This is a genomic window from Maribellus comscasis (genome assembly GCF_009762775.1).
GTDB classification, from domain to species: domain Bacteria; phylum Bacteroidota; class Bacteroidia; order Bacteroidales; family Prolixibacteraceae; genus Draconibacterium; species Draconibacterium comscasis.
The window spans coordinates 4548567-4571114 of sequence record NZ_CP046401.1; the positions used below are offsets into that span (position 1 = coordinate 4548567).

The 22548-nt window shown below is 37.3% G+C and carries 22 protein-coding genes; 15 read left to right on the forward strand and 7 right to left on the reverse strand.

The annotated features are described in order from the left end of the window. The first annotated feature begins 1 nt into the window (after position 1). Positions 2-1063, forward strand: coding sequence for a 2-oxoacid:ferredoxin oxidoreductase subunit beta (locus GM418_RS18065; RefSeq protein WP_158868647.1), 1062 nt, complete (start codon positions 2-4; stop codon positions 1061-1063). 72 nt (positions 1064-1135) lie between these two features. On the opposite strand, the gene GM418_RS18070 is transcribed toward GM418_RS18065, so the two are convergent. From GM418_RS18070 to GM418_RS18080, 3 genes are all read right to left on the reverse strand, one after another. Then, positions 1136-1438, reverse strand: coding sequence for a hypothetical protein (locus tag GM418_RS18070; protein ID WP_158868648.1), 303 nt, complete (start codon positions 1436-1438; stop codon positions 1136-1138). Between the two features lie 184 nt (positions 1439-1622). Continuing rightward, positions 1623-2222 (reverse strand): aminotransferase class IV family protein, encoded by a 600-nt coding sequence (locus tag GM418_RS18075; RefSeq protein ID WP_158868649.1) that lies wholly within the window; start codon positions 2220-2222, stop codon positions 1623-1625. Then, positions 2206-3243 (reverse strand): aminodeoxychorismate synthase component I, encoded by a 1038-nt coding sequence (locus GM418_RS18080; RefSeq protein ID WP_217447513.1) that lies wholly within the window; start codon positions 3241-3243, stop codon positions 2206-2208. Before GM418_RS18080 ends, GM418_RS18075 begins: the two co-directional genes overlap by 17 nt. Before the next feature lie 35 nt (positions 3244-3278). Here GM418_RS18080 and GM418_RS18085 point away from each other — a divergent pair, with 35 nt between their 5' ends. The 4 genes from GM418_RS18085 (at position 3279) to GM418_RS18100 (ending at position 8521) form a co-directional block, all read left to right on the forward strand. Continuing rightward, positions 3279-3947 (forward strand): YggS family pyridoxal phosphate-dependent enzyme, encoded by a 669-nt coding sequence (locus GM418_RS18085; RefSeq protein WP_158868650.1) that lies wholly within the window; start codon positions 3279-3281, stop codon positions 3945-3947. 41 nt (positions 3948-3988) lie between these two features. Beyond that, positions 3989-4978, forward strand: a complete 990-nt coding sequence (locus GM418_RS18090; protein WP_158868651.1) for a dihydroorotate dehydrogenase-like protein — start codon at positions 3989-3991, stop codon at positions 4976-4978. 2 nt (positions 4979-4980) lie between these two features. Then, positions 4981-8205, forward strand: coding sequence for a PKD domain-containing protein (locus GM418_RS18095; protein ID WP_158868652.1), 3225 nt, complete (start codon positions 4981-4983; stop codon positions 8203-8205). A 148-nt stretch (positions 8206-8353) separates the two neighbouring features. Continuing rightward, entirely contained in the window at positions 8354-8521 is a 168-nt protein-coding gene (locus GM418_RS18100; protein WP_158868653.1) for a hypothetical protein, read from the forward strand. A gap of 87 nt (positions 8522-8608) precedes the next feature. Here the strand turns inward: GM418_RS18100 and GM418_RS18105 are convergent, their stop codons facing one another. Next, a complete protein-coding gene (locus tag GM418_RS18105; RefSeq protein WP_158868654.1) occupies positions 8609-9601 on the reverse strand; it encodes a PorP/SprF family type IX secretion system membrane protein in 993 nt (330 codons plus the stop codon). 19 nt (positions 9602-9620) lie between these two features. Then, on the reverse strand, positions 9621-10127 hold the full coding sequence (locus GM418_RS18110; protein ID WP_158868655.1) for a hypothetical protein: 507 nt from the start codon (positions 10125-10127) through the stop codon (positions 9621-9623). A gap of 97 nt (positions 10128-10224) precedes the next feature. Here GM418_RS18110 and GM418_RS18115 point away from each other — a divergent pair, with 97 nt between their 5' ends. From GM418_RS18115 to GM418_RS18125, 3 genes are all read left to right on the forward strand, one after another. Then, positions 10225-11589: an MATE family efflux transporter gene (locus GM418_RS18115; RefSeq protein WP_158868656.1), complete on the forward strand. Its 1365-nt coding sequence runs from the start codon at positions 10225-10227 to the stop codon at positions 11587-11589. Continuing rightward, positions 11576-11989 (forward strand): hypothetical protein, encoded by a 414-nt coding sequence (locus GM418_RS18120; RefSeq protein ID WP_158868657.1) that lies wholly within the window; start codon positions 11576-11578, stop codon positions 11987-11989. The genes GM418_RS18115 and GM418_RS18120 overlap by 14 nt, the downstream gene beginning before the upstream one ends. A gap of 123 nt (positions 11990-12112) precedes the next feature. Beyond that, positions 12113-12559: an OsmC family protein gene (locus GM418_RS18125; RefSeq protein ID WP_158868658.1), complete on the forward strand. Its 447-nt coding sequence runs from the start codon at positions 12113-12115 to the stop codon at positions 12557-12559. Between the two features lie 55 nt (positions 12560-12614). On the opposite strand, the gene uvrA is transcribed toward GM418_RS18125, so the two are convergent. Continuing rightward, the gene (gene uvrA, locus GM418_RS18130; RefSeq protein ID WP_158868659.1) at positions 12615-15416 is read right to left on the reverse strand and encodes an excinuclease ABC subunit UvrA; all 2802 of its coding nucleotides are present in this window, start codon (positions 15414-15416) and stop codon (positions 12615-12617) included. Positions 15417-15580: 164 nt separating this feature from the next. Here uvrA and GM418_RS18135 point away from each other — a divergent pair, with 164 nt between their 5' ends. Both GM418_RS18135 and GM418_RS18140 read left to right on the forward strand, forming a co-directional pair. Then, positions 15581-16168 (forward strand): RNA polymerase sigma factor, encoded by a 588-nt coding sequence (locus tag GM418_RS18135; protein WP_217447514.1) that lies wholly within the window; start codon positions 15581-15583, stop codon positions 16166-16168. A 66-nt stretch (positions 16169-16234) separates the two neighbouring features. Next, positions 16235-16450 (forward strand): hypothetical protein, encoded by a 216-nt coding sequence (locus GM418_RS18140; RefSeq protein ID WP_158868661.1) that lies wholly within the window; start codon positions 16235-16237, stop codon positions 16448-16450. A 9-nt stretch (positions 16451-16459) separates the two neighbouring features. Here the strand turns inward: GM418_RS18140 and nhaA are convergent, their stop codons facing one another. Further along, the gene (nhaA, locus tag GM418_RS18145) at positions 16460-17785 is read right to left on the reverse strand and encodes a Na+/H+ antiporter NhaA (protein WP_158868662.1); all 1326 of its coding nucleotides are present in this window, start codon (positions 17783-17785) and stop codon (positions 16460-16462) included. Positions 17786-17946: 161 nt separating this feature from the next. Between nhaA and GM418_RS18150 the strand changes: the two genes are divergently transcribed. The 5 genes from GM418_RS18150 to GM418_RS18170 all read left to right on the forward strand — a co-directional run bounded on the left by GM418_RS18150 (position 17947) and on the right by GM418_RS18170 (position 22539). Next, positions 17947-18795, forward strand: a complete 849-nt coding sequence (locus GM418_RS18150; RefSeq protein ID WP_158868663.1) for an SPFH domain-containing protein — start codon at positions 17947-17949, stop codon at positions 18793-18795. 530 nt (positions 18796-19325) lie between these two features. Further along, positions 19326-19484 carry a type II toxin-antitoxin system antitoxin gene (locus tag GM418_RS18155; RefSeq protein WP_158868664.1) on the forward strand — a complete coding sequence of 53 codons (159 nt, stop codon included), beginning with the start codon at positions 19326-19328 and terminating at the stop codon, positions 19482-19484. A 197-nt stretch (positions 19485-19681) separates the two neighbouring features. After that, positions 19682-19894, forward strand: a complete 213-nt coding sequence (locus tag GM418_RS18160; protein WP_158868665.1) for a zinc ribbon domain-containing protein — start codon at positions 19682-19684, stop codon at positions 19892-19894. A gap of 205 nt (positions 19895-20099) precedes the next feature. Continuing rightward, the gene (locus tag GM418_RS18165) at positions 20100-21164 is read left to right on the forward strand and encodes a substrate-binding domain-containing protein (protein ID WP_158868666.1); all 1065 of its coding nucleotides are present in this window, start codon (positions 20100-20102) and stop codon (positions 21162-21164) included. A 31-nt stretch (positions 21165-21195) separates the two neighbouring features. Further along, positions 21196-22539 (forward strand): Gfo/Idh/MocA family protein, encoded by a 1344-nt coding sequence (locus GM418_RS18170; RefSeq protein WP_158868667.1) that lies wholly within the window; start codon positions 21196-21198, stop codon positions 22537-22539. The last annotated feature ends 9 nt before the right edge of the window (positions 22540-22548 follow it).

Here is a 22548-nt window from a genome sequence, read left to right on the forward strand (position 1 = left end):
AATGACAGATTTAAAATATACCATAAAAGATTTTAAAAGCGAAAATGAAGTTCGCTGGTGTCCGGGGTGTGGTGACTATGCAATTATGAATGCTGTTCAACGGACTATGGCCGGAATGGGAATCCCGCGTGAAAAGTTTGCTGTTATTTCCGGTATCGGGTGTTCTTCCAGGTTTCCCTATTATATGAGCACGTTCGGATTTCATACTATTCACGGGCGTGCTGCAGCTGTTGCCTCCGGTGTAAAAGCTGCAAATCCCGATTTAAGCGTTTGGGTAATAACAGGCGATGGCGATGCAATGGCAATCGGGGGAAATCATTTTATCCATTTGATCCGCAGAAATATGGATCTAAATCTTGTTCTTTTTAATAACAGAATTTATGGTTTGACAAAAGGACAATATTCTCCAACATCAGATCGTGGAGTTAAAACAAAAACATCTCCTTTTGGTACTGTTGAAGATCCATTTGTGCCGGGACAGTTGGTAATTGGAGCAAGAGGAACATTCTTTGCGCGCTCCATTGATAGTAATATTAAATTGAGCCAGGAAGTTTTTGACGGTGCAGCAAAACATAAAGGTACCTCGGTAGTTGAAGTACTTCAGAATTGTGTCATCTTTAATAATGGAATTCACAATGCAATAACAGATCCGAATCACAGGGCCGATCGGCAGCTGATCCTTGAACATGGAAAACCCATGCTTTTTGGTGAGGAAAATGAAAAGGGAATTATTTTCGATAAAGGAAAGTTGAAAGTGGCCAAAGTTGGAGAAAATGGTGTGACAAGGGACGATGTGCTTGTACATGACGCGAATGAGCCGGATCCGACCATACACATGGCGTTAATTAATATGCAGTTGCCTGATTTTCCGGTAGCATTTGGTGTAATCAGGAGTGTATCTGCACCGGTTTATGATGTTGAAATGGAGGCGCAGATTAAAACTGTTCAGCAAACCAGAAAAATTAAAAATGTAGATGAGTTACTGAGCTCAGGAAATACTTGGGAAGTGACGACCGAGAATGGATTAACCGGTAAAGATTGTTCAAAATTTGAGTTTAAATAACAACAAATAATACCTAAACAAAAAGCCTTGCAATACAGCAAGGCTTTTTTTGTTCCTCTCTACTAAAATTAATTAATTTAACTCGAACCATTCCGGATGTTTTATGAAAATACCAGCGTCTAATCCGGGATAAAATGTATAAACAATTTTTAATGCATCTGCATACTCGATGTTTTTTGTTTTAACATAATCGTACAAATGAGTATAATTAGATAAAGCAAATTCAACAGAGTAGCCAGCATAAATAATATTCCAAAAGGCTTCAAGTTCATCACTCGAGGCAGAAAAAAGCTCTTCGGCAATATCCTGAAACCGTTGGGAAGGAATTACATCCCGGATTTTTTGTAGATAATTTAAAGTTGTCTTGTGTCCCATTTAATAAAAATTTTGCGTCCATCTTATCATGGGGTAAAAGTATTAAACTTTGCGAATGAAACCATTTGATAACTTACTGGAATAGGAGGTAATAATAGCTGAATTTTAGTCAGTTAAATGCTGATCGTCAATGCTGGAGGGAGCTTGAACCTTGAATTTAAACTAAATATAAATTGTAGTTATGTTAAAATTTTATGTTCTCCTTTTTTATTACCGGCATATTTTCAAAGTCTTGTAAAGCGTTTATTAGCCCGGCTTTTGTGTATCTGTTGAGGTCTTCAGGTGAGATTTTGCATACCTCAATTTTTCTTTTATATAACAGTCGTTCGCGTTGGGTCCCTTTTAGTAGTGGAGCGTCTGGTGTCCACCATTTTTTGCCATCAAAAAATATGACGTTCGCTGTAAAGCTGTCGGTAATATATCCTTTACTGACAATAAGAATATCGTCACAATCTTTTCTTCTTTCAAATAATTCCTGAAGTGCGCTTCGGTTTGCATATTTTAAATGATAATCTATCTCGTTATCTTCAATCAATTTCAGGCTCTCAATTTTTCTGTAACGATGAGGTAAAAATTCAATTTTTTCAATCTGTTCCGAATAAGTTACTCTGCAACGGAAAAGTCCGGCTTTGCAGTGTTCAGGAATTTTTATATGGTCCGATAAATTAATTTCCTCAGAAGTTTGAAATGCTTCTTTTCTGGCACTGTTCATTCTTGCGTTGTGCCATTTTAGATGAAATGATTTTCCGTCCTTACATTTTATGGTTTCAAACAATGGGGACATAGACTTTTTTTAGTAATTCTTCATATTCATTTTCCAATTCGCTCATAAAAGTAATTCCCCCGCCACTTTTGTAAAATAACCGTCCGTTTATATTTTCAATAAAGCGAATAAGAACGCAGGAATCCAGGTTTTTACCATTAAAATAACCAAACACCCCGGTGTAATAACCACGATCGTATTTTTCGGTATTTTTTATAATTTCCACCGTTTTTTTCTTTGGTGCTCCGGAAACAGAACCTGCCGGCAATTGAGAAAAAATAATGTTTCCAATATTTTCGCAATAGTCTTTGGGAAGGTCTCCTGAGATCTGGGAACTAACCTGCCAGAGATTTTTTTGGTTGGTTTTTATCAGTTCAAGATAACGGAATTTGTCAACCGAGACATTTTCGGCAATAAGGCTTAAATCGTTTCTGATGAGATCGACAATCGTATTATGTTCTGCTTTCTCTTTGGTATCTTCCAGAATTTTTTTTTCGGAGTTTTTAATTGCTGCATCAATCGTTCCTTTCATTGGAAAAGAAAAAACTTTTCCATTTTCTATTTTTATAAATGTCTCCGGAGAAAAGCAAACAAACTGATTTTTTAACAGGATTTTGTATTTCGCTGAACTTAAATAAAAAATGTCATCCAATGTCAGGTTAGTTTCAATTTCCGTTGGTTGAGTATAGTTGAGTAAATAGGTGTCTCCACCGAAGATATGTTGTTTTATCAAATCAAATCCTGCTTTGTATTTTTCAAATGTCACAGGTTTGGTTTTCCATTTTTGCAGACTCTTCCCGCTTGTTGAAAAGGGTATATTTGAATGACCTGGAATTTTAAACCATATTTTTTCTGATGATTCTGGTAAAGCGCTTACAACTGCGTTTTTCATTTCAAAATCAATCAGAAAAATGAAAGCTTCCCCACTTTTCCCCATTCGATTCATCTGATTTTTTATGTCGCCCTTTTTTTTCATGATTTGCAGCAAAGGTATAAAATTTTGTTCCCTGAAAATGGTGTCAAAATTCAGTAGGTAAACCATTCATAATTTTTATTTTTGATAAAAAATAAAAGCAGATGGATATAGCAAAGAAGATTTCTGAAATAAAACAAACTTTGCCTGAAGAAGTTAAACTTGTAGCGGTGTCGAAAACAAAGCCCAATGAAGATATTATGGTTGCTTATTCTTCTGGTCATAAGGTTTTTGGCGAAAATAAAGTCCAGGATTTAACTAAAAAGTATGAAGAATTGCCCAAAGATATTGAGTGGCATTTTATTGGCCATCTGCAGAGGAATAAAGTAAAATATATTGCTCCGTTTGTTTATTTAATTCATGGTGTGGATTCGGTAAAACTCTTAAAGGAAATAAATAAACAGGGAGCAAAGAACAAAAGAATAATTTCGTGCTTGCTACAATTTCATATAGCCGAGGAAGAAACCAAATTTGGTCTTTCTGTTGAGGAGGCTAAGGAATTGTTAAGCTCAGAACAATATAAGGCGTTTGAGAATATTCAAATAAAAGGCGTTATGGGGATGGCAACCTACACGGAAAACGAAAGCCAGGTAGCAAAAGAGTTTAGAATGCTAAAAAATATTTTTAATACGCTAAAAAATGAATACTTTTCCGACACCAAAGATTTTTGCGAGATTTCAATGGGAATGTCTGACGATTATTCGTTAGCGGTAAAAGAGGGGAGTACAATGGTGCGAATTGGAAGTAAAATTTTTGGCGCCCGTAATTATTAGAACTGCAGAACAGACTTTAAATAAAAATAAAATCAAGATCGATGGCAAATTTAGAAACAACATATCTGGGATTAAAGTTGAGAAATCCTTTGGTGGCGGCGAGTTCAGGTTTGACGAGTTCAGTTGAAAAAATTAAAGAAATGGAAAGCGCAGGAATTGGCGCGGTGGTTCTGAAATCGATTTTTGAAGAACAAATCAATAACGAAGTAACCAGCTTGTTGCTAAAAGATTCGCAAAATACCGCTTATCCGGAAGCCGAAGACTACATCAAAGGATACCTTAGAAGTAATACCGTAACAAAACATCTGGAATTGCTTAAGGCGACAAAAGAAGCAGTTAAAATACCGGTAATTGCCAGTATAAACTGTGTGTCGGCTGAAGAGTGGATTACATTTGCCAAAGATTTCCAGGATGCAGGAGCTGATGCGCTTGAGCTGAATATTTTTTATGTTCCCACCGACAGGACCGAGCGTCCGGGAATGGCCGAGCAATTGTATCTCGATGTATTAAAAAAAGTAAAAATGCAGGTTTCGATTCCCGTAGCTGTAAAATTTGGTGTTCACCATAGTAATATAGTGGGAATGGCCGATAAACTTATGGCCCACGGAGCTGACTCGATTGTTATGTTCAATCGTTTTTATGAACCCGATATCGACCTCGAAAAATTGGAACTTACATCTTCGGAAGTCTTCAGTTCTCCGCATGATATCAGGCGAAGTTTGCGGTGGATTGGTCTGGTTTCCTCTATTCTTCCAAAACTTGAGATTGCCGCTTCAACAGGAATTCACGACGGCAAAGCGGTTTTGAAACAATTGCTTGCAGGGGCACGAGTAGCGCAACTTTGCTCCACACTCTACATCAACGGCAGCGAAGTGGTACCCAAAATGCTGGAAGAAATCACTGACTTTATGAGAAAATGGAATTTCAAAAAAATTGATGATTTCAGGGGACGACTTTCTTATAAAAATATTTCCGATCCTCTTTTGTATGAACGTTCGCAGTTTATGAAATACTTTTCGAACCGGAACTGATAATGACAAAATTTGGGCTGACTTTTTTTTTAATAATCTTTGTAATAAAAACCTTCGCCCAAACCGACACTGTAAAATTTAACTTAAAAATCTACTACGGTTCGGAAAATAACCGTACAAATTTTTGTTCCGATTCGGTAAAAGCTGCTCCTCTGATTCGAATTGAAGGAGATGGTTTTGACGAGGCCAATGAGGGGATTCGGATTTCAGTTGCCAATTACAAGCGTAATGAAGACATTTTGGTTTACAGGGGGAATAAGAATTTTAACATCAACTGGGATTCCTACTACGGCTACCTTGAAATCACAGGCATTGGTACTGCCCAAGAGTATGAACAGGCTGTAAGTGAAGTCTATTATAAGAATATTGCATCAGTCCCGGGTTTAGGCGACAGGTATATTTCTGTTACCTTAAAAGATGCCGACTATCTGCCTGCTACAAAACATTTTTACAGGTTTGTCAAAAAGCAGGATATAACATGGACGGAAGCTCGTGATGCCGCTGCAAAAACCACTTACAACGGTTTGCGGGGCTATCTTGCTACCATTACTTCTTCCGTGGAAAATGATTTTATATGGACAAAAATTGATGGTATCGGATGGATTGGCGCAACCGATGAAGAAGTGGAAGGAGTATGGAGGTGGGTGACGGGGCCTGAAGAGGGAACTCAGTTCTGGCAAGGAACATATCAAAATGGTTACTCGGTTAACGGCCTTTTTTCTTATTGGTCTGAGAACGAACCTAATAATGCCCATGGAGACACCAATAACGGAGTTGGCGAAGATTACGGGCATATGAACCAGAACCCATCAAAAAGAATAAAATCGTGGAATGACTTGCGTTTAAATGGTGATGGCGTAAGTTCTCAATATTATCGTCCTCAGGGATATATTGTAGAATTTGGAGGACTGCCTGGTGACCCGGATTTACAGTTGTCTGCAACTTCGATAATAGAAATTGAAAAGATTGCTTTTTCCGACAAAAAAGATTACGAGGTTTGTTTGGGAGAAAATGTCCGTTTGAATGATATTGAATTGTCAGGTTCCAATAATTACAAATATACCTGGTTGCCAGATCAAAACATCAGCAATGCAAATGTTTATAATCCTTTGGTTTCACCAACACAAGATATAACTTACAAAGTAACCGGAGAGTTAAATGGCTGTGTTTCTGCAGCTGAATATAAAATTCAGGTCAATCCTGCCCCCGTTTCAAAATTGGATCCGGTAAATACCATCTGTGAAGGAAGTTTAATTACCTTAAATCCAGGTGAACATCTGACTTATTTATGGCAAAATGGGGAAATAACTCCAACCATTTCGGTGGAAGATGAGGGAGATTACTCAGTTATTCTAACTAACGAATTCGGATGTAAGCTTGATGCAGAAACAAAAGTGGAGTTTAGTAAACGACCAGAACTGAATTATGAAACAGTGGATACCCTGGTTTGTGGTTCGAAACAGCAGAGATTAAATTTATCATTTGAAAGTGGTACCGCAACTACGGTTTTAAAGGCTTTGCAGGCGAATGTGCAGATTGCGGATGAATCGACTCTTTTGCCAACCATTCAGGTCGATAAGTTTGGAGCTTATCGTTTTGAAATGGAAATTGTGGATGCGATCGGGTGCGAGTTTACGGATACCTTAAATATTGAATTTCATAACCAGCCCTCGGCACAATTTCAACTGGATGAAACAACATGTGCGGGATACAATGTGCAACTCGAATTTAATGGTGTAACATTTGAAGATGCCGTTTTTGACTGGTATTCAAACGACACTTTGTTTTTTTCAGGTATTAATGAAAATACAGTTGAAGTTCCGCTTGGGTACGGTACTTTTAATCGTTCGGTTGGACTTACAATTGATGAACAGGGATGTATTGATTCCTTGGAAATACCAGTGACAGTTAAACCTGTACTGGATTTTTGGCCGGAAACGAACGAGGGATGTACACCGTTATCTGTCCGGTTTGATTATTTGGCAACCGAATCTGTTGAAGGGTTTTACTGGGGATTTGGCGACGGATCGAATTCCGACAGCGAAAAGCCTGTACATATTTTTCAGAATGATGGAATTACTGACCAAAATTTTGATATTTCACTGAAGATTGTTTCTTCAGAAGGATGTGAAAATACCGGGATGATTCAGGATTTGGTAATGGTTCATCCGATTCCAACCCTTGATTTTGACTTTTCAGATGAAGAGTGTTACAGCGAACTTGCTGCAGTAAATTATCAGGGTTCAGCTTCTTATAACGCAATCTTTTTATGGGATTTATCTGATTTTAACTCCGGTGAAATTATTAATCATCCGGCAAATTCAAGGGGTCCTCTGGAGTTTAGGAGGAGCTCGGCACCGACCGTTAATATTGGCTTGCAGGTGATTTCTGAACACAATTGTCCAACCGACTCGATGCGAAAGACATTTAAACGAAAGCCCCTTTTTTATGCAGAGATGGATACGAAGGAAGGATGTCCGCCTTTGGAAGTTAATTTTTCTGCGGAAGCATTTGACCGGGTTGATGAATTGGATTATGCCTGGGATTTTGGTGATGGATACCACAATTCCGGCGAAGTGGTTGCTCATGTGTTTAAGCAATCAGGAAGTGAATTTCAGATTCATTCAATTGCGCGATCTGGATTAACAGGATGTATTGATACTTTTATTTTACCTGAAAAAGTAAATGTTTTTCCACAGCCTATTGCTAAATTTAATGCTGTGCCAAATTCAGCACTTATTAGTTACCCTGTTATTCAATTTGAAAATCAAAGTAATGGCGCAAGCATGTATGAGTGGGATTTTGACGACCTGTCAGTAAATTCTGTTGAGGATAGTCCGGAGCATCGTTACGATGCAATGGGATTTTACGATGTGAAATTAACGGCTACAAATGATTTGGGGTGTATCGATACAATCGTTCATCAAGTTTCCGTAGCTTTCGATAAAGTTTATCCGCCAAATGCTTTTTCTCCAAATGCAACTTTGGAAGAAGACAGAGAATTCAGAATTCATTCGGAAGGAATAACAGACGAAGCCTATCAACTTTTGATTTTTAATCGGTGGGGAGAAAATATCTTTGAGTCAAATAGTCAAGATTTGGGTTGGGACGGCAAAATGAAAAACGGAAATTTTGCTCCTGCCGGAATTTATTCCTGGGTTATTCAATATAAAGATTTTAAGGGTGAAAATCATAAACAACGGGGCACCGTGACTTTGTTGTTTTAAAATTTCACTTCAGGGTTTAATCCTGTCTTTCTTCATAATTTCTTTCTAATCGTGAATTACTTATAATTTGTTAAAAACCACTATTTTTTCAAAAAAGAATAAAACGAAGCATAACAAATTTGTAACGGTTTACGTATTAAGAAATGTCATGGATGCAAAAAAAGAACATACTATTGGATTTGAAGGCAAGCCAATATTTCGCTATAATCCGCAATTTTCTTCAATTGAAGGGAATTACAACAAACCAGGAAATCATCAGTTTGTAGTTCCGTGGCAGATGGCAAAGATGAAAGAAAAAGAAGCAACATTTAAGTGAAGGGCTTGCAGGTGAAAGAAGAGTTTGACTACGTTTGATCAAAGGAAAAGTTCGGAGAAATACCGGACTTTTCCTTTTTTATTTTTATCAAATCATTGGAATCAATAGTTTGTTTTTGACAGGTATTCCATCCAGTCTTCCCAAAAAGAAAGTGAGTGATATTTCATGTGAGCCAAAACTATAGTCAGAAAGTTTTGAAAGAGTGTAGTCAAAACTATATCCAAATTGAAATTTGTCTCTTGCAAAACCCGCCAGTGCAATTATAGAATCCGGACGTTTGTCAAAATTGTTTCTTACCCATCCTCCCAAAAGAAAGGATTTTTCAATCAGGTAAATTCCGAGGTTAACCTGTTTGAATGTTCCCTGTTGCTGGTACATAAGGTTAGGAGAGAAGGTAAATTCGCGTGAAAGCAAGCCGTTATGATGCTTTTTTGTTCTCATTCCTGCGTGAACCGTATATTTTATTGGAATTTTTCCTTTTTGATCTCCTACCAGAATCGATTCATTCGGCTGGTTAATATGAAATGCGCTGGCTCCCCAAAAAATTTTATTGTGTTGTCCAACTGCGCCAATGGAAAAATCAGGGTAAATTTTTTTTTCGTCTGAATAGACCGGAACAGCTCCGGTTATTTCACCACTCAATTGATCGATATTTGACGAGAAAATGAGGTTCTCGACATTAAACTGTTTTAAAACCAGTCCCGACTGTAATCCCATTGTTACAAAACTCCACTGATTAATTTTTAAATGGTATGAATATGAAAATGATGCAGAACTTGTATTCACGACGTTGTTTAATTCTCTGTCGTGCAACAGCTGGAAACCGATACCTGAATTGAATTTTGTTGAAATTTGATCGTAGGAAATGGAATAAGTTGTATAGGTAGCTCCTTTTTGTGGCCATTGGTTCCGGTAACTAACTACTGCACGCGGAAGTTCACTCGTTCCTGCAAACGCAGGATTAACATGTAACGGGTTCGCAAAAAATTGTGAAAATTCGGGGTCTTGCCCCAATGAAACATAGCTTAATATTACTACTAAAACGGAGGAGCATATAAATCTTAATACAATTTGTTTCACACCTTAAAGAAAGCGAAACTTAAGCAATTTTTGCGAGAATTTCATTCAGGAAATATGCTTTTTGAGTGTCAGCTGTTTTTAGTGCACTTGCAATTATTCGCTTTGTCTTTTCAATTATTTCGTCACTCGGAAGATATTCCAGATTATCAACAACGGTAAAAGCTTCAAAAGCGTTTTCCCAGTTATCGTTGATGACAATATTTACAAAAACCGGCAAATAATCGTGGTAGTCGAGGCCATTTTGCCAACAGGCTGTAAGGATCGCTTTTTTTATTGGAATATATTTTTTATTCTCCAGTGCCTCAATAAAAATAGGTACAGTTGTTTTTGCCTTCACATTTCCCAGGAGTTTTGTAATCTCTTTTTCAATTTCCTCTTCCCTGTTTGAAAGCAGCAGGTCAAGCAATATAGGGATATACAATTTATTTCCCTGAACACTTATTTTTTGAATGGCAGCAATAACCGTTGCCTGGTTTGTCGAAAAAAGTTCAGCCTGAATGTTTTTATTTAACTTTTCCTGATTCATTGTTTCTTTGTTTTACAGATTTCAAAATTACACATATAAAAGCGTAAAACAACTTCGTAAACTAAATGTTGCTTCGAAATATTTAACTTTGCGGCTCATGAAAAATATTGAAGAATTAAGTAGCGCAAATATTGGCCGGTTAATGCTGAAATACTTCATCCCGGCTTTTATTGGGGTATTTGTTAATGCTCTTTATAATATAGTCGACCGTATTTTTATAGGACAGGGAGTTGGTGCCGAAGCATTATCGGGTATTTCAGTTATTTTTCCGGTCATGCTAATTATGATGGCGTTTGGAATGTTAATTGGTATTGGCTCGGGGGTTTTTGTTTCTATAAACCTGGGGAAAAAAGATTTTGACACCGCAGAAAAAACTTTAGGTACCGGCTTTGCGCTGATGATAATTGTTTCAGCAATTATTATGATTCTTATTTACGTTTTAAAAGTTCCTATTCTTGAATCGTTTGGTTCAACAAAAGAAACTTTCCAGTATGCAAATGATTACCTGGATATCATAATTGTTGGAATTCCCTTTATGGTTATTGGTTTTTCACTAAATAATATTATCCGCTCAGAAGGAAATGCTCGCATTGCAATGATTTCGATGATTTTAAGTGCCGGTTTAAATATCATTCTCGATCCTGTTTTTATTTTTTGGTTTGATATGGGAGTAAAAGGTGCTGCATATGCAACAAATATTTCCATGTTTGCACTTATGTTGTGGGTTTTGCTTCATTTCAGGGGAAAGCGTTCGCTTGTGAAACTACATCGGAAAAATATTAAGGTTAACATGAACATTGCCGGGGAAATCGTTGCAATTGGGATGGCGCCATTTGCAATGCAGATTGCAAATAGCGTAGTTCAGGGACTTTTAAACAAGAAGTTAATATTATTTGGAGGAGATCTCGCTGTTGGTGCAATGGGAATTATTAATTCGGTAATTTCATTGGTGGTTATGGCAATGGTTGCTGTTAACATGGCTTCGCAACCAATAATTGGATTTAACTACGGCGCAAAATCTATCGACCGCGTGAAGCAAGCCTTGCGTATTTCAGTTGTTTCAGCAACAGTTGTAGCCGTTTTTGCTTTTTTGCTTGTTCAGTCGGTTCCCGGAATAATTGTAAAGCTTTTTAATAACGATAGTCAGATATTATATGATATTGCCATAAAAGGATTACGGTTTGTTACCCTGGCTTTTCCGCTTGTGGGTTTTCAGGTAGTGGCTTCACATTTTTTTCAGGCAATTGGCAAAGCAAAGATTTCGATGTTTGCAACTCTATTTCGACAGGTTATTTTATTGATTCCTTTTTTATTCATTTTACCCGGTTTTTGGGAAATTAATGGAGTTTGGTTGTCGTATCCCCTGGCAGATACCTTGTCGGCAATTGCCGTATTTTTTCTTTTGCTAAGAGAATGGAGAAGGCTAAGTATTCAGGAAGTTACAAAATATGAAGCTGCTTAGGTTTATTTTATTGTTTACCGTTTTGGGAGGATGTTTGTATGTTTTGTTTTTTCAGCCGGAATTACTTGGAATAAATTTATCCAAAAACTCTGATTTTCCATTGGGAAGTCTTGTGTCGTGGTTCATCATTATAACTTTTGTTTTGTTTGTTTACCTGGTTCTTCCAGCAGAATCAAAAACAAAGTCAGATAAAAAGTATAAAACTATTTCCGCGGTTTTTATTTTAATAAGTGCCTTGTGGGGTGTATTTTCCCGTATCCTTGCCGGAAATTGGTCGTGGGTTTTTAACGATATGCGGAATTTTTATGTTTGGGTTTTGTTCACTACGATTTTAATACTTGTTCCTTCAGCAATCTTTATAGTACATATCTTCAGAAGGATTTTCAGAAAAAACAGGTAGAAATAGAATTTTTAAAATTAAATTATTATGAAATTATGTTCTTTATCGTGTAAAAGTCATGATTTATAATTGCTTGTTTTATTAATATTATGATATAATTTATAATATTTAAAATAACAAAATATGGCTATCTCAAAAATAAAAGTAAGTGCTTCTATGGGGGCAGGTTTTAGCACCCAGGTTAATTGTTCACACCCATTTGTAATCGATCAGCCCAAAATGGCAGGTGGCAACGATGAAGGACCCAACCCATTGGAAATATTCTTATCGAGTTTGCCCGCATGTATTTGTGCGATAGGAAGAATTATAGCAACCCAACGCAGAATCAACCTTCGTGGAATTGAAGTAGAAGTAGAAGGGGATATTGATAAAGATTTTCTTTTGGGAAAAACAACAGAAGGCAGAGCTGGTTTTACGGAAATCAGAAGTTTTGTTCATATTGATGCCGACATGACAAAGGAAGAAAAGGAAGCATTTTTAAATGATGTGGCTGTCAGATGTCCCATCGCCGATAATATTGCTCAGAATTCAGTTATTAAACCAGTTGTGGTCGAAAACTCGATGGTTTAAACGAAATAAGTTAGTAGCGTAATGCCATTCCTTTTTTTGGGGAATGGCATTTTTTTTATTCAAGTTTTTCTGCCAATGCCTTTCCGGTATACGAGTCTTCTTTTTTTATCAATTGTTCGGGAGTCCCTTCAAAAATCAGGTTTCCGCCTTTGTCGCCTCCTTCGGGGCCCAAATCGATTATCCAGTCAGCCGACTTAATTATTTCTAAATTATGTTCGATGATAATTATTGAATGCCCGCGCGAAATAAGTGCATTGAAAGAATCAAGTAATTTCCTGATATCGTGAAAATGCAATCCTGTTGTAGGTTCATCAAAGATAAAAAGCGTGGGTGAATCTTTTTCTTTGGCTAAAAAGGAGGCTAGTTTTACACGTTGACTTTCGCCCCCGGAAAGCGTGCTTGACGACTGGCCAAGTTTTATGTAACCCAATCCTACATCCTGCAGGGGTTGCAGGCGTTTTGCAATTTTTTTCTCTGTCGATGATTTTCCTTTTGAGAAAAGTTCAATTGACTGGTTTACAGTCATATTTAGAATATCGTCAATGTTATTGTTTTTGTATTGAACATCAAGGATATCTTCTTTAAAACGTTTGCCGCCACAACTTTCGCACAAGAGAAAAACATCGGCCAAAAACTGCATTTCAACTTTTATTGTTCCTTCACCCTGGCATTCATCACAGCGTCCGCCATCAACATTAAACGAAAAGTGAGAAGGTTTTAATCCCTGTATCTTAGCCGCTTGTTGTGTTGCAAATAATTTTCTGATTTCATCGTAGGCTTTTAAGTAGGTAACCGGATTTGAGCGCGATGATTTTCCAATGGGATTTTGATCAATAAATTCAATGGCATCCAACATTTTGTAGTCGCCAAGGATTGCATCGTGATGACCGGTTCGCTCGCCATACCCTCCCAGAATTTTTGTAAGCGCAGGAAATAGTATTTTGGAAACCAGTGACGATTTTCCAGAACCACTAACTCCTGTTACAACCGACAAGGTATTTAGAGGGAATTTTACACGCACATTTTTCAGGTTATTTTCCCGGGCACCTATAACTTCAATGGAGTTGGTCCATTTTCTGCGTTGTTTCGGAATTTCTATTTTTTCTTCCCCTGTTAAGTATTTAGTGGTTAAACTCTCCGGTTTTGACTGCAATTCGGAATGATTTCCCTGGAAAACAACTTCACCTCCGTGTTGACCTGCAAATGGGCCAATATCAATAATTTCATCAGCTGCACGGATAATCTCTTCATCATGCTCAACCACAAAAACAGTGTTTCCTATTTTTTGCAAACGGTGTAAAACTTTTATCAAACGGTCGGTATCGCGTGGGTGAAGTCCAATGCTCGGTTCATCCAGAATATACAACGAACCGACCAGGCTACTCCCTAATGAAGTAGCTAAATTGATGCGTTGCGATTCTCCTCCTGACAGTGTTGATGACAAGCGGTTTAGTGTGAGATAACCAAGGCCTACATCACATAAAAATTCAAGCCTGTTGTTTATTTCAATCAGGATTCGTTTTGCTATTTCTGTTTCGTGTTTATTTAATTTTAGTTGATTAAAGAATTTTTTTAACTCTGAAACAGGTAACAGCACCAATTCCTGTAATGATTTTTTACCCACTTTAACGTAACCTGCTTCTTTTTTTAACCGACTTCCCTTACATTCCGGACAGGTTGTCTTCCCGCGGTAGCGGGAAAGCATCACTCGGTACTGAATTTTGTAACTTTTTTCCTCGAGATATTTGAAAAAACGGTTTAGTCCTTCAAAATAGCTGTTTCCGGTCCAGAGTAAAAATTTTTGTGCTTCGCTTAGTTCGTAAAATGGTTTATGTATCGGGAAATCAAATTTTTCGGCACTGTAAATTAGTTGTTGTTTCCATTCGCTCATTTTTTCTCCTTTCCAGCAGGCAATGGCATCCTGGTATACTGAAAGCGACTTGTTGGGAATAACCAAATCTTCATCTATTCCAATAACCTTTCCGTAGCCTTCACATGTTGGGCAAGCCCCCACGGGATTATTAAAACTAAACATGTGTACCGTTGGTTCTTCAAATTCAATACCGTCAGCTTCAAACAGGTTGGAAAATGATTGAGAAACCGTTTCGCCATTTAAGAAAACTTTTACAATACATTCACCGTGTCCTTCATAAAAAGCGGTTTGTACTGAATCGGCTATTCTACTTTGGGTATCGTCATCGTTTTTTACCACGATTCGGTCGATAACAATGTTGCAGTTCCCCTTACAAAACGATTCTGTACCTGATTTTAAGATCTCGTCTATCCGCTTTATTTCATCGTTTATTTCAAGTCTTGAAAATCCCTGCTGCATTAAAAGTTCTGCTTCTTCTCCAATTGTCCTGCCGTTTTTGGGTTTTAAGGGAGAGGCAATTACGAGTCGTGTATCAGAAGGAAATGAAAGGATAAAATCGACAACGTCGGTTACATTTTGGCGCGATACTTCCTTGCCTGAAACCGGCGAAATCGTTTTCCCGGCTCTGGCGAAAAGGAGTTTTAAATAGTCGTAAATCTCGGTTGAAGTTCCAACCGTTGAACGTGGATTTCGGGTATTAACCTTTTGTTCGATTGCAATTGCGGGGGGGATTCCTTTTATAAAATCGACTTCCGGTTTATTAATCCTTCCAAGAAATTGCCTGGCGTATGAAGAGAGGCTTTCGACATATCTTCGCTGTCCTTCTGCAAAAAGAGTGTCAAAAGCCAGAGAAGACTTTCCTGAGCCGGAAACACCGGTAACTACAATGAATTTCTTAAGCGGAATCTTCAGACTGACATTTTTTAAATTATGTACCCTGGCGTGCTGGATTTCAATATATTTCTGAGTCTTACTATTTGACATATTTATGTTCAAAAACTATTATTTTGTAAAAAAACTTGTATTTTTCGTTTAAAAGTAGCATTTTTGGAACGGACAAAATTAAATAAATTGTTTCACATCATTAAAAAAAATCGCCTATAGAAAAACTTTACTTTTTGTTTACAATTAAATAGAAGGTAATGTTCATGACAAACACTTTGAACGACAATGAGCTTGTTCAACAATTTATTCAGGGCGATCAAAATTCACTGGAAATTTTAATACGTCGTCACAAAAACAGGGTATTTTCATATATTCTGCTTATTGTGAAAAATCAGGAATTGGCTGAAGATATTTTTCAGGAAACGTTTATTAAAGTAATTCGTTCGCTGAAAAGAGGGAAATATATAGAAAACGGGAAGTTTGTTTCCTGGGTCTTGCGAATTGCGCACAACCTGATTATCGATCATTTCAGAAAAGAAAAGCTGAAAGGAACAGTGTCTAACGACAGCACAGAAGTTGATATTTTCAACTCACAGAAATTTTCCGAAGCAACTATTGAGGATCAGTTGGTAAATGATCAGATTTTGTTTGAGGTAAAAGAACTGATTAACGAATTACCTGATGATCAGCAACAGGTAATTTACATGCGTCATTATATGGGGCTTAGTTTCAAAGAGATAGCAGAGCAGACGGATGTGAGTATTAATACGGCTTTGGGAAGAATGAGATATGCTTTAATTAATATGCGTAAGCTTATTGAAAAGAAGAATTTGATACTTACAAAAGTTTAACTTTTGTTAACACAATATTAATATGGGAGGGGCGTTCTAACTAAAATTAATTTTTAAAGAATGCCTATGAAAGAAATTTCTACTTTAATTTATTTTGTTAGCAATTTTCAGGCCGACTCTGAAAATAGTGAAAGGGAAAGTCTGGATTTAACTTTAACAAGGATGGAAAAATCAGAAGTTGGACCGTCCGAACGTACAATCGAAAATATTATGAACTTTGCCCGTTCGTACGAAGTGTTGGAGAGTGAGGAGGCGGGTTTTGTTGAAATGAATTTGAATTAAAAGAGGCACTTAATTTTGTGCCTCTTCTTTTTTATCGTTTAATGTAACTCTTAAAATCAGATACCCGACCAAGCCGGCAATAAATGAGCCAATTAAAATTCCCATTTTTGCGGAATTAATCAGCAATGCATCTGTGTATGCGAGGTTATTGATAAATAACGACATGGTGAATCCGAGGCCACCTAGGAATGATACTCCGGCCAGTTGCTGAAAGGTGACATTTTTGGGAAGCTCCGCAAAGTTGAGTTTTATTGCTATAAGTGAAAAAAGGAAGATGCCTGCCGAGTTCCCGGCAACAAGGCTTATTGCAAGATTTGTTGAAAGGGAAAAATTGGAATCTCCCGAAAAACTAAATACAACACCAGCATTGGCCAGTGCAAAAATGGGCATAATCAGATAAGAAACCCAGCCGTGTAGCCGGTGTTCCAGGTACTGTAACGGAGCTGCTGTCTTTTCAGTAATTTCTTCCAAATCGTCAATAGCATTAAATTGTCTTTTCGTTAATACAGTTTTTTCGCCATTGGTTTTACAATCTTCCATAAAGGCTTCGAGGCTTTCTTTTCCTTTTTCGTAAAAGGAACGCGTATCTGTCTCTCTTCGAAGAGGGATTGTTAAAGCCATCAGAACACCTGCTATGGTCGAGTGAATGCCTGATTTTAAAAACAGTACCCAAACAATCAAACCCATTACAAAAAATAAATATTTTGAATAAAATCCGCGAAAAGACAGTGCAATTAAAGCTGCTACTATAGCCAATGCTATCCCAATATAAAGCCAAACAAGATTGGAACTATAGAAAAAGGCGATTACCAACACTGCGCCTAAGTCATCGATTATCGCAAAAGCCATTAAAAAAACTTTAAGTCCGTTTGGAACACGGTTTCCCAAAAGTTTCAAAATACCCAATGTAAATGCAATGTCTGCAGCCATTGGAATTCCCCATCCTTCAGAACCAGGCTCTCCCATGTTCAGGAAAGTAAAAGTAATCGCAGGTAAAATCATGCCGCCAACCGCAGCAAAAATAGGAAGCGATGCTTTTTTTAACCTGCTGAGTTCCCCTGTTAAGATTTCTCTTTTTATTTCAAGACCAATAAGGAAAAAGAAAATGGCCATTAATCCGTCGTTAATCCATTTTAAAATTGGTTTGGATAATTCAAATCCGGGTACTTTAATGGTGATATAATTGTCCCAGAAACTTACGAACGATTCTCTTATCGGGCTGTTTGCCAGAACTAATGCGGTAATGGTTGCGAGAAAAAGAATTATACTACTTGAGGTTTCCAGTCGTATAAATTGATTTAAAGGTTCTTTAATTAACTTGATTGTTTTCTTCATTTAAACATTTTTTGAAAATAACCCCAAAGGTCTCCAAAAGTTTAGGCAACTTATGATTTTGATTAAAGTTAAAAAAATTGACCAAGAGTATTGTTTTTTATTTTGAAATAATTTAATTTAGTGATATTATTTTGATATCATATTAATTCAATTTTAATGTCATGGAAAAACAATATTCTGCATTATCTGGTTATTTAGTCCTTCTTTTGGAATTAGTTATTTTAATCTTAATTGTGTTTGGATTTGTGATGGGAATGATTATCCCGGCGGTTGTTTTTATTCCTGTTTTTATTTTAATGGCAATCGGTTTTACGGTAGTAGATCCCAATCAGAGTTGTGTTATGGTTTTGTTTGGTGCATACAAAGGAACCATCAAATCAAATGGATTTTACTGGGTGAATCCATTTTTTGTTCGGAAGAAGATTTCGCTTCGGGCAAGAAATTTTGACAGCGAAACAATTAAAGTCAACGACAAGTTGGGGAATCCGATAATGATCGGTTTGGTTTTGGTTTGGAAAGTGGAGGAAACTTACAAAGCTGCTTTTGGTGTGGATGAATATGAGCACTTTGTGGTTGTTCAAAGCGAGGCTGCACTTCGAAAACTGGCTGGCATGTATCCCTATGATAATATTGAAGATGAAAATGCAAAAGTCACTTTGCGTGATGGTACTGAAGAGGTAAACAATGAATTGGAAAAGGAAATAATTGAGCGTCTTGAAATTGCCGGAATTCACGTCATAGAAGCTCGAATTAACCATATAGCCTATGCACAGGAAATTGCCCAGGCGATGTTGAAAAGACAGCAGGCAACTGCAATTGTAGCTGCACGTTACAAAATTGTTGAAGGTGCTGTAAGTATGGTTGAAATGGCGCTTGATGAATTAAGTCAAAAAGAAATTGTTGACCTGGATGAGGAGAAAAAAGCTTCAATGGTGAGTAACCTGATGGTGGTGCTTTGCGGAGATAAAGATGCCACACCAATTGTAAATACCGGAACCTTGTATCAATAAAATGGGCAAATTTCTTTTCAGTAAAGTGTAAGGTTATACGGATTGATGGATTGTGCTAACCTGGTTTTTTTGTCTTGTTGGTTGTTTTGGTTTCTTTTTTATTCGGTCGCATTTTACAGGAGGCGTTGTATAAACCTTATAATAAAGAAGGATTGATTGTAATGGGGGTATTTTGGGTTTTACCGATTTTATTAGTCGTTTTTGTATTTGCCAGACTAAGGCTAAAAACCAAAATTATGGCTGATGGAATAGGGATAGCTTATCCACCAATATTCAAAAAAGTGGAAAGAAGCTTTTTTTTGGAATACAACGAAAGCGAGCTATGAGAAATGCTATGATGAAGTTAGTGAGTTAAAAGTTGCAAGGTTATGGAAAACAATAGATTAAAAAAAGAAAAGGAATCATTTTTTAGTGGAAAGGTAAAGGTCTTTCTTATTTTAATTGCTTTTGAATTTGTTATGGCAATTATCGTTTTAGTCCTGAGTTGACTAATTGGATATCATGATTGATTTCTGACGGGAGGTGTTAATATGGCAAAGAAAAAAACATTTGTGTTGCGAGTAAGTCCGGAAATGATGGAGGCGGTTGAAAAATGGGCTGCCGATGATTTTCGGAGTATAAACGGACAACTGGAATGGATAATACATAATGCTTTAAAGGATGCTAAACGATTAAATACCAAATCGTAAAATGAGCAGGTACACAGAAGATATAAAAGGACAGAATAATGTTTGATTCAGAAAAAAAGTATCAAAACTAAATTTTTGGTGAATGTCGGTGATTATCTCAATACTTGTATTATTTATTGAAATAGTAATTTATTTGATTCGCCGGATACTAATAACCCGAACAGATATTTTTACTTAACCGATAAAATAAAAATGCCATGAATCAAAAATCTTATACCTGCCCAAAGTGTGGTAACCGGAAGGCGGAAATAGATCAGTTACGCACAACAGGTGCCGGGTTTACAAAGTATTTCAACATTCAAAACAGAAAATTTACTGCCGTTTCATGCTCTCGCTGTGGATATACTGAACTATACAAAGGGGCTCGTTCTGGCGGTGCAAGTAATGTGCTCGATTTTTTAACCAATTAAATCTGGGGTTAGAAATTGGATCGTGAAAGTTGTGTTGCGAAAGAATAATTGTGTGCCCACACACTTCTTAGCCTTTTGCAAAAATAATATTTATTTTTTTACACTATTGTGAGGTTGTTTAATTTAAAATAGTTATCTTTTTTCTCTGAATGTGTGCGCACACATTTTGGGTAGATTGTTGAATTCTTATTGTGGGACTGTTGAAATGGAAAAATCAAAAAAAGTAACTATTCAGGATGTGGCAAATTATGCCAATGTCTCAGTCGGAACAATCGACCGGGTTATCCACAACCGCGGAAAAGTATCTCCTGAAAAAAAACAGAAGATTGAAGAGGCAATAAAAAAGCTGAATTTTAACCCGAATTTGATTGCCCGCACACTTGCGCTTGGTAGTCGGTTTATCGTTTGTGCATTAATTCCCTCATCTCCTCATTCCGGGCATTACTGGTCCATTCCTAAAGATGGATTGGAGAAAGCTGAAAACATGTATCGGGATTTTGGAATGGTTGTAGATATATTTCCTTTTCATTTGTTTGATGAAAACTCCTTTAATTCTCAGGCACAGAAAATACTTGAACAAAATCCTGACGGTGTTATCATAGCTCCTCTTTTTGTTCAGGAAAGTTTGGAGTTTGTTAAAAAACTGGAAGAGAAAAATATTCCATGTGTTTTTATCGATTCCGATATTCCCGGACAAAAGAGTCTGACCTACATTGGCCCCGATGTAAAACAAAGTGCTTATATCGCCGCAAAGCTTTTGAATTCAGTGGTTGGGAAAGAAAACGAGTTACTAATTCTGCACATGGTGAAAGGCTATGAGAATGCAGCGGCACTCAAAAGAATGGAGGCTGGATTCATAGAATTTTTCAACGAAAAAAAAGGAGATCCAACCCGGATTCATAAGTTGACGATCAATTCAACCAATAAAGATGTGGTGTTCAGGGAACTAACAAAGTTTTATATAAAAAATCAGAATATAAAAGGAGTTTTTGTTACCAATTCAAAAGCGTTTTTGGTTTCCGATTTTCACCTGACACATGAACTTGATATTAGAGTTGCAGGCTACGATTTGGTTCAGGAAAATATAAACCATTTAAAGAAGGGTGGGATTGATTATTTGATTTCACAAAGTCCGCAAAAGCAAGGGGTAAAAGCTGTTCAGTCGTTGTTTGAACTTTTTGTTTATAAAAAGGAACCCGGAAAAATTCAAAACGTACCACTTGATATCATTATTCGGGAAAATGTAGATTTCTATATCAATTTTAATTAAACTGAATTATTGTAAACCAACAAAATAAACGATGAAAAATACAAGAAGGAATTTTATCAAAAATGCTGCGGCTGGTTCTGCGGTAATAATGGCAGGGGGAATATTGCCGGGTTTTAGCGCCTCAAGTTATAAACGAATTGTCGGCGCAAATAAAAAACTGAGGGCTTCGGTAATGGGAGTTAATTCGCGGGGAAATGCACTGGCACAAAATTTTGCATTTCAAAATAATTGCGATGTAGTTCATATCTGCGACGTAGACTCAAGGGCCATCGAAAAATGTTCGGTTAATGTTGCAAAGGTACAAGATGTTAAACCTAAAGGTTTTGCCGATTTTAGAAAATCGCTGGAAGATAAAGATGTTGATATTTTGGTGGTTGCAGCTCCCGACCACTGGCATGCACCTGCGGCACTGATTGCCATGCAGGCCGGAAAAAACGTTTATCTGGAGAAACCTTGCAGCCATAATCCCGCTGAGGGAGAGATGTTGGTAGAAGCTGCAAAACAATACAAAAAATCGGTTCAGATGGGAAATCAGCGTCGTTCATGGCCAAATGTAATGGAAGCCATTAAGGATTTAAAGGAAGGAATTGTTGGTAGACCCTATTATGGAAAGGGGTGGTATACAAACAATCGCGAATCCATCGGAATCGGTAAAGAAGTTGCGGTTCCGGATTGGCTAAACTGGGAACTTTGGCAGGGACCGGCACCACGTAGGGCATACAAAGATAATATTGTACATTACAACTGGCACTGGTTCTGGCACTGGGGAACCGGCGAGGCATTGAATAACGGAACCCACATGGTTGACTTGTTACGCTGGGGATTAGAGGTCGACTATCCTGTAAAAGTCAGTTCAAACGGGGGACGATATCGTTATAAAGACGATTGGGAAACGCCAGATACACAGGTTATCAGTTTTGATTTTGATAAGGAAGTTTCAATGAGCTGGGAAGGCAGAAGCTGCAACGGGAAACATATTGAGGGCAGTTCGGTTGGAGTTGCTTTTTATGGAGAGGAAGGAAGTATTGTGATTTCAGGAGGAAATGATTATAAGGTTTACGATTTAAAAAATAATATTGTAAAGGAAGTAAACAACGAAATGGAAATTGATCCGCGAGATGCAGCAAATCCTTCGAGCCACCTGGATGCTTTGCATATTCGGAACTTTTTTAACAACATCCTGAATAACGAGCCACTTAAATCGGATATCGATGGAGGGCATAAAAGTACCTTACTCGTTCAGTTGGGAAATATCGCACAGAGAGTTGGTCATTCACTGGAAGTAAATCCTGAAAACGGTCACATTAAAGGTGATAAAGACGCGCAAAAATTATGGTCGCGTGAATATGAAAAGGGATGGGAAATGAAATTATAAAATTGTGGA

Coding starts and splice junctions, on each gene's coding strand:
- GM418_RS18065 (WP_158868647.1), top strand. CDS start 2: ATGACAGATTTAAAATATACCATAAAAGATTTTAAAAGCGAAAATGAA.
- GM418_RS18070 (WP_158868648.1), bottom strand. CDS start 1,438: ATGGGACACAAGACAACTTTAAATTATCTACAAAAAATCCGGGATGTA.
- GM418_RS18075 (WP_158868649.1), bottom strand. CDS start 2,222: ATGTCCCCATTGTTTGAAACCATAAAATGTAAGGACGGAAAATCATTT.
- GM418_RS18080 (WP_217447513.1), bottom strand. CDS start 3,243: ATGGTTTACCTACTGAATTTTGACACCATTTTCAGGGAACAAAATTTT.
- GM418_RS18085 (WP_158868650.1), top strand. CDS start 3,279: ATGGATATAGCAAAGAAGATTTCTGAAATAAAACAAACTTTGCCTGAA.
- GM418_RS18090 (WP_158868651.1), top strand. CDS start 3,989: ATGGCAAATTTAGAAACAACATATCTGGGATTAAAGTTGAGAAATCCT.
- GM418_RS18095 (WP_158868652.1), top strand. CDS start 4,981: ATGACAAAATTTGGGCTGACTTTTTTTTTAATAATCTTTGTAATAAAA.
- GM418_RS18100 (WP_158868653.1), top strand. CDS start 8,354: ATGGATGCAAAAAAAGAACATACTATTGGATTTGAAGGCAAGCCAATA.
- GM418_RS18110 (WP_158868655.1), bottom strand. CDS start 10,127: ATGAATCAGGAAAAGTTAAATAAAAACATTCAGGCTGAACTTTTTTCG.
- GM418_RS18115 (WP_158868656.1), top strand. CDS start 10,225: ATGAAAAATATTGAAGAATTAAGTAGCGCAAATATTGGCCGGTTAATG.
- GM418_RS18120 (WP_158868657.1), top strand. CDS start 11,576: ATGAAGCTGCTTAGGTTTATTTTATTGTTTACCGTTTTGGGAGGATGT.
- GM418_RS18125 (WP_158868658.1), top strand. CDS start 12,113: ATGGCTATCTCAAAAATAAAAGTAAGTGCTTCTATGGGGGCAGGTTTT.
- uvrA (WP_158868659.1), bottom strand. CDS start 15,416: ATGTCAAATAGTAAGACTCAGAAATATATTGAAATCCAGCACGCCAGG.
- GM418_RS18135 (WP_217447514.1), top strand. CDS start 15,581: ATGACAAACACTTTGAACGACAATGAGCTTGTTCAACAATTTATTCAG.
- GM418_RS18140 (WP_158868661.1), top strand. CDS start 16,235: ATGAAAGAAATTTCTACTTTAATTTATTTTGTTAGCAATTTTCAGGCC.
- nhaA (WP_158868662.1), bottom strand. CDS start 17,785: ATGAAGAAAACAATCAAGTTAATTAAAGAACCTTTAAATCAATTTATA.
- GM418_RS18150 (WP_158868663.1), top strand. CDS start 17,947: ATGGAAAAACAATATTCTGCATTATCTGGTTATTTAGTCCTTCTTTTG.
- GM418_RS18155 (WP_158868664.1), top strand. CDS start 19,326: ATGGCAAAGAAAAAAACATTTGTGTTGCGAGTAAGTCCGGAAATGATG.
- GM418_RS18160 (WP_158868665.1), top strand. CDS start 19,682: ATGAATCAAAAATCTTATACCTGCCCAAAGTGTGGTAACCGGAAGGCG.
- GM418_RS18165 (WP_158868666.1), top strand. CDS start 20,100: ATGGAAAAATCAAAAAAAGTAACTATTCAGGATGTGGCAAATTATGCC.
- GM418_RS18170 (WP_158868667.1), top strand. CDS start 21,196: ATGAAAAATACAAGAAGGAATTTTATCAAAAATGCTGCGGCTGGTTCT.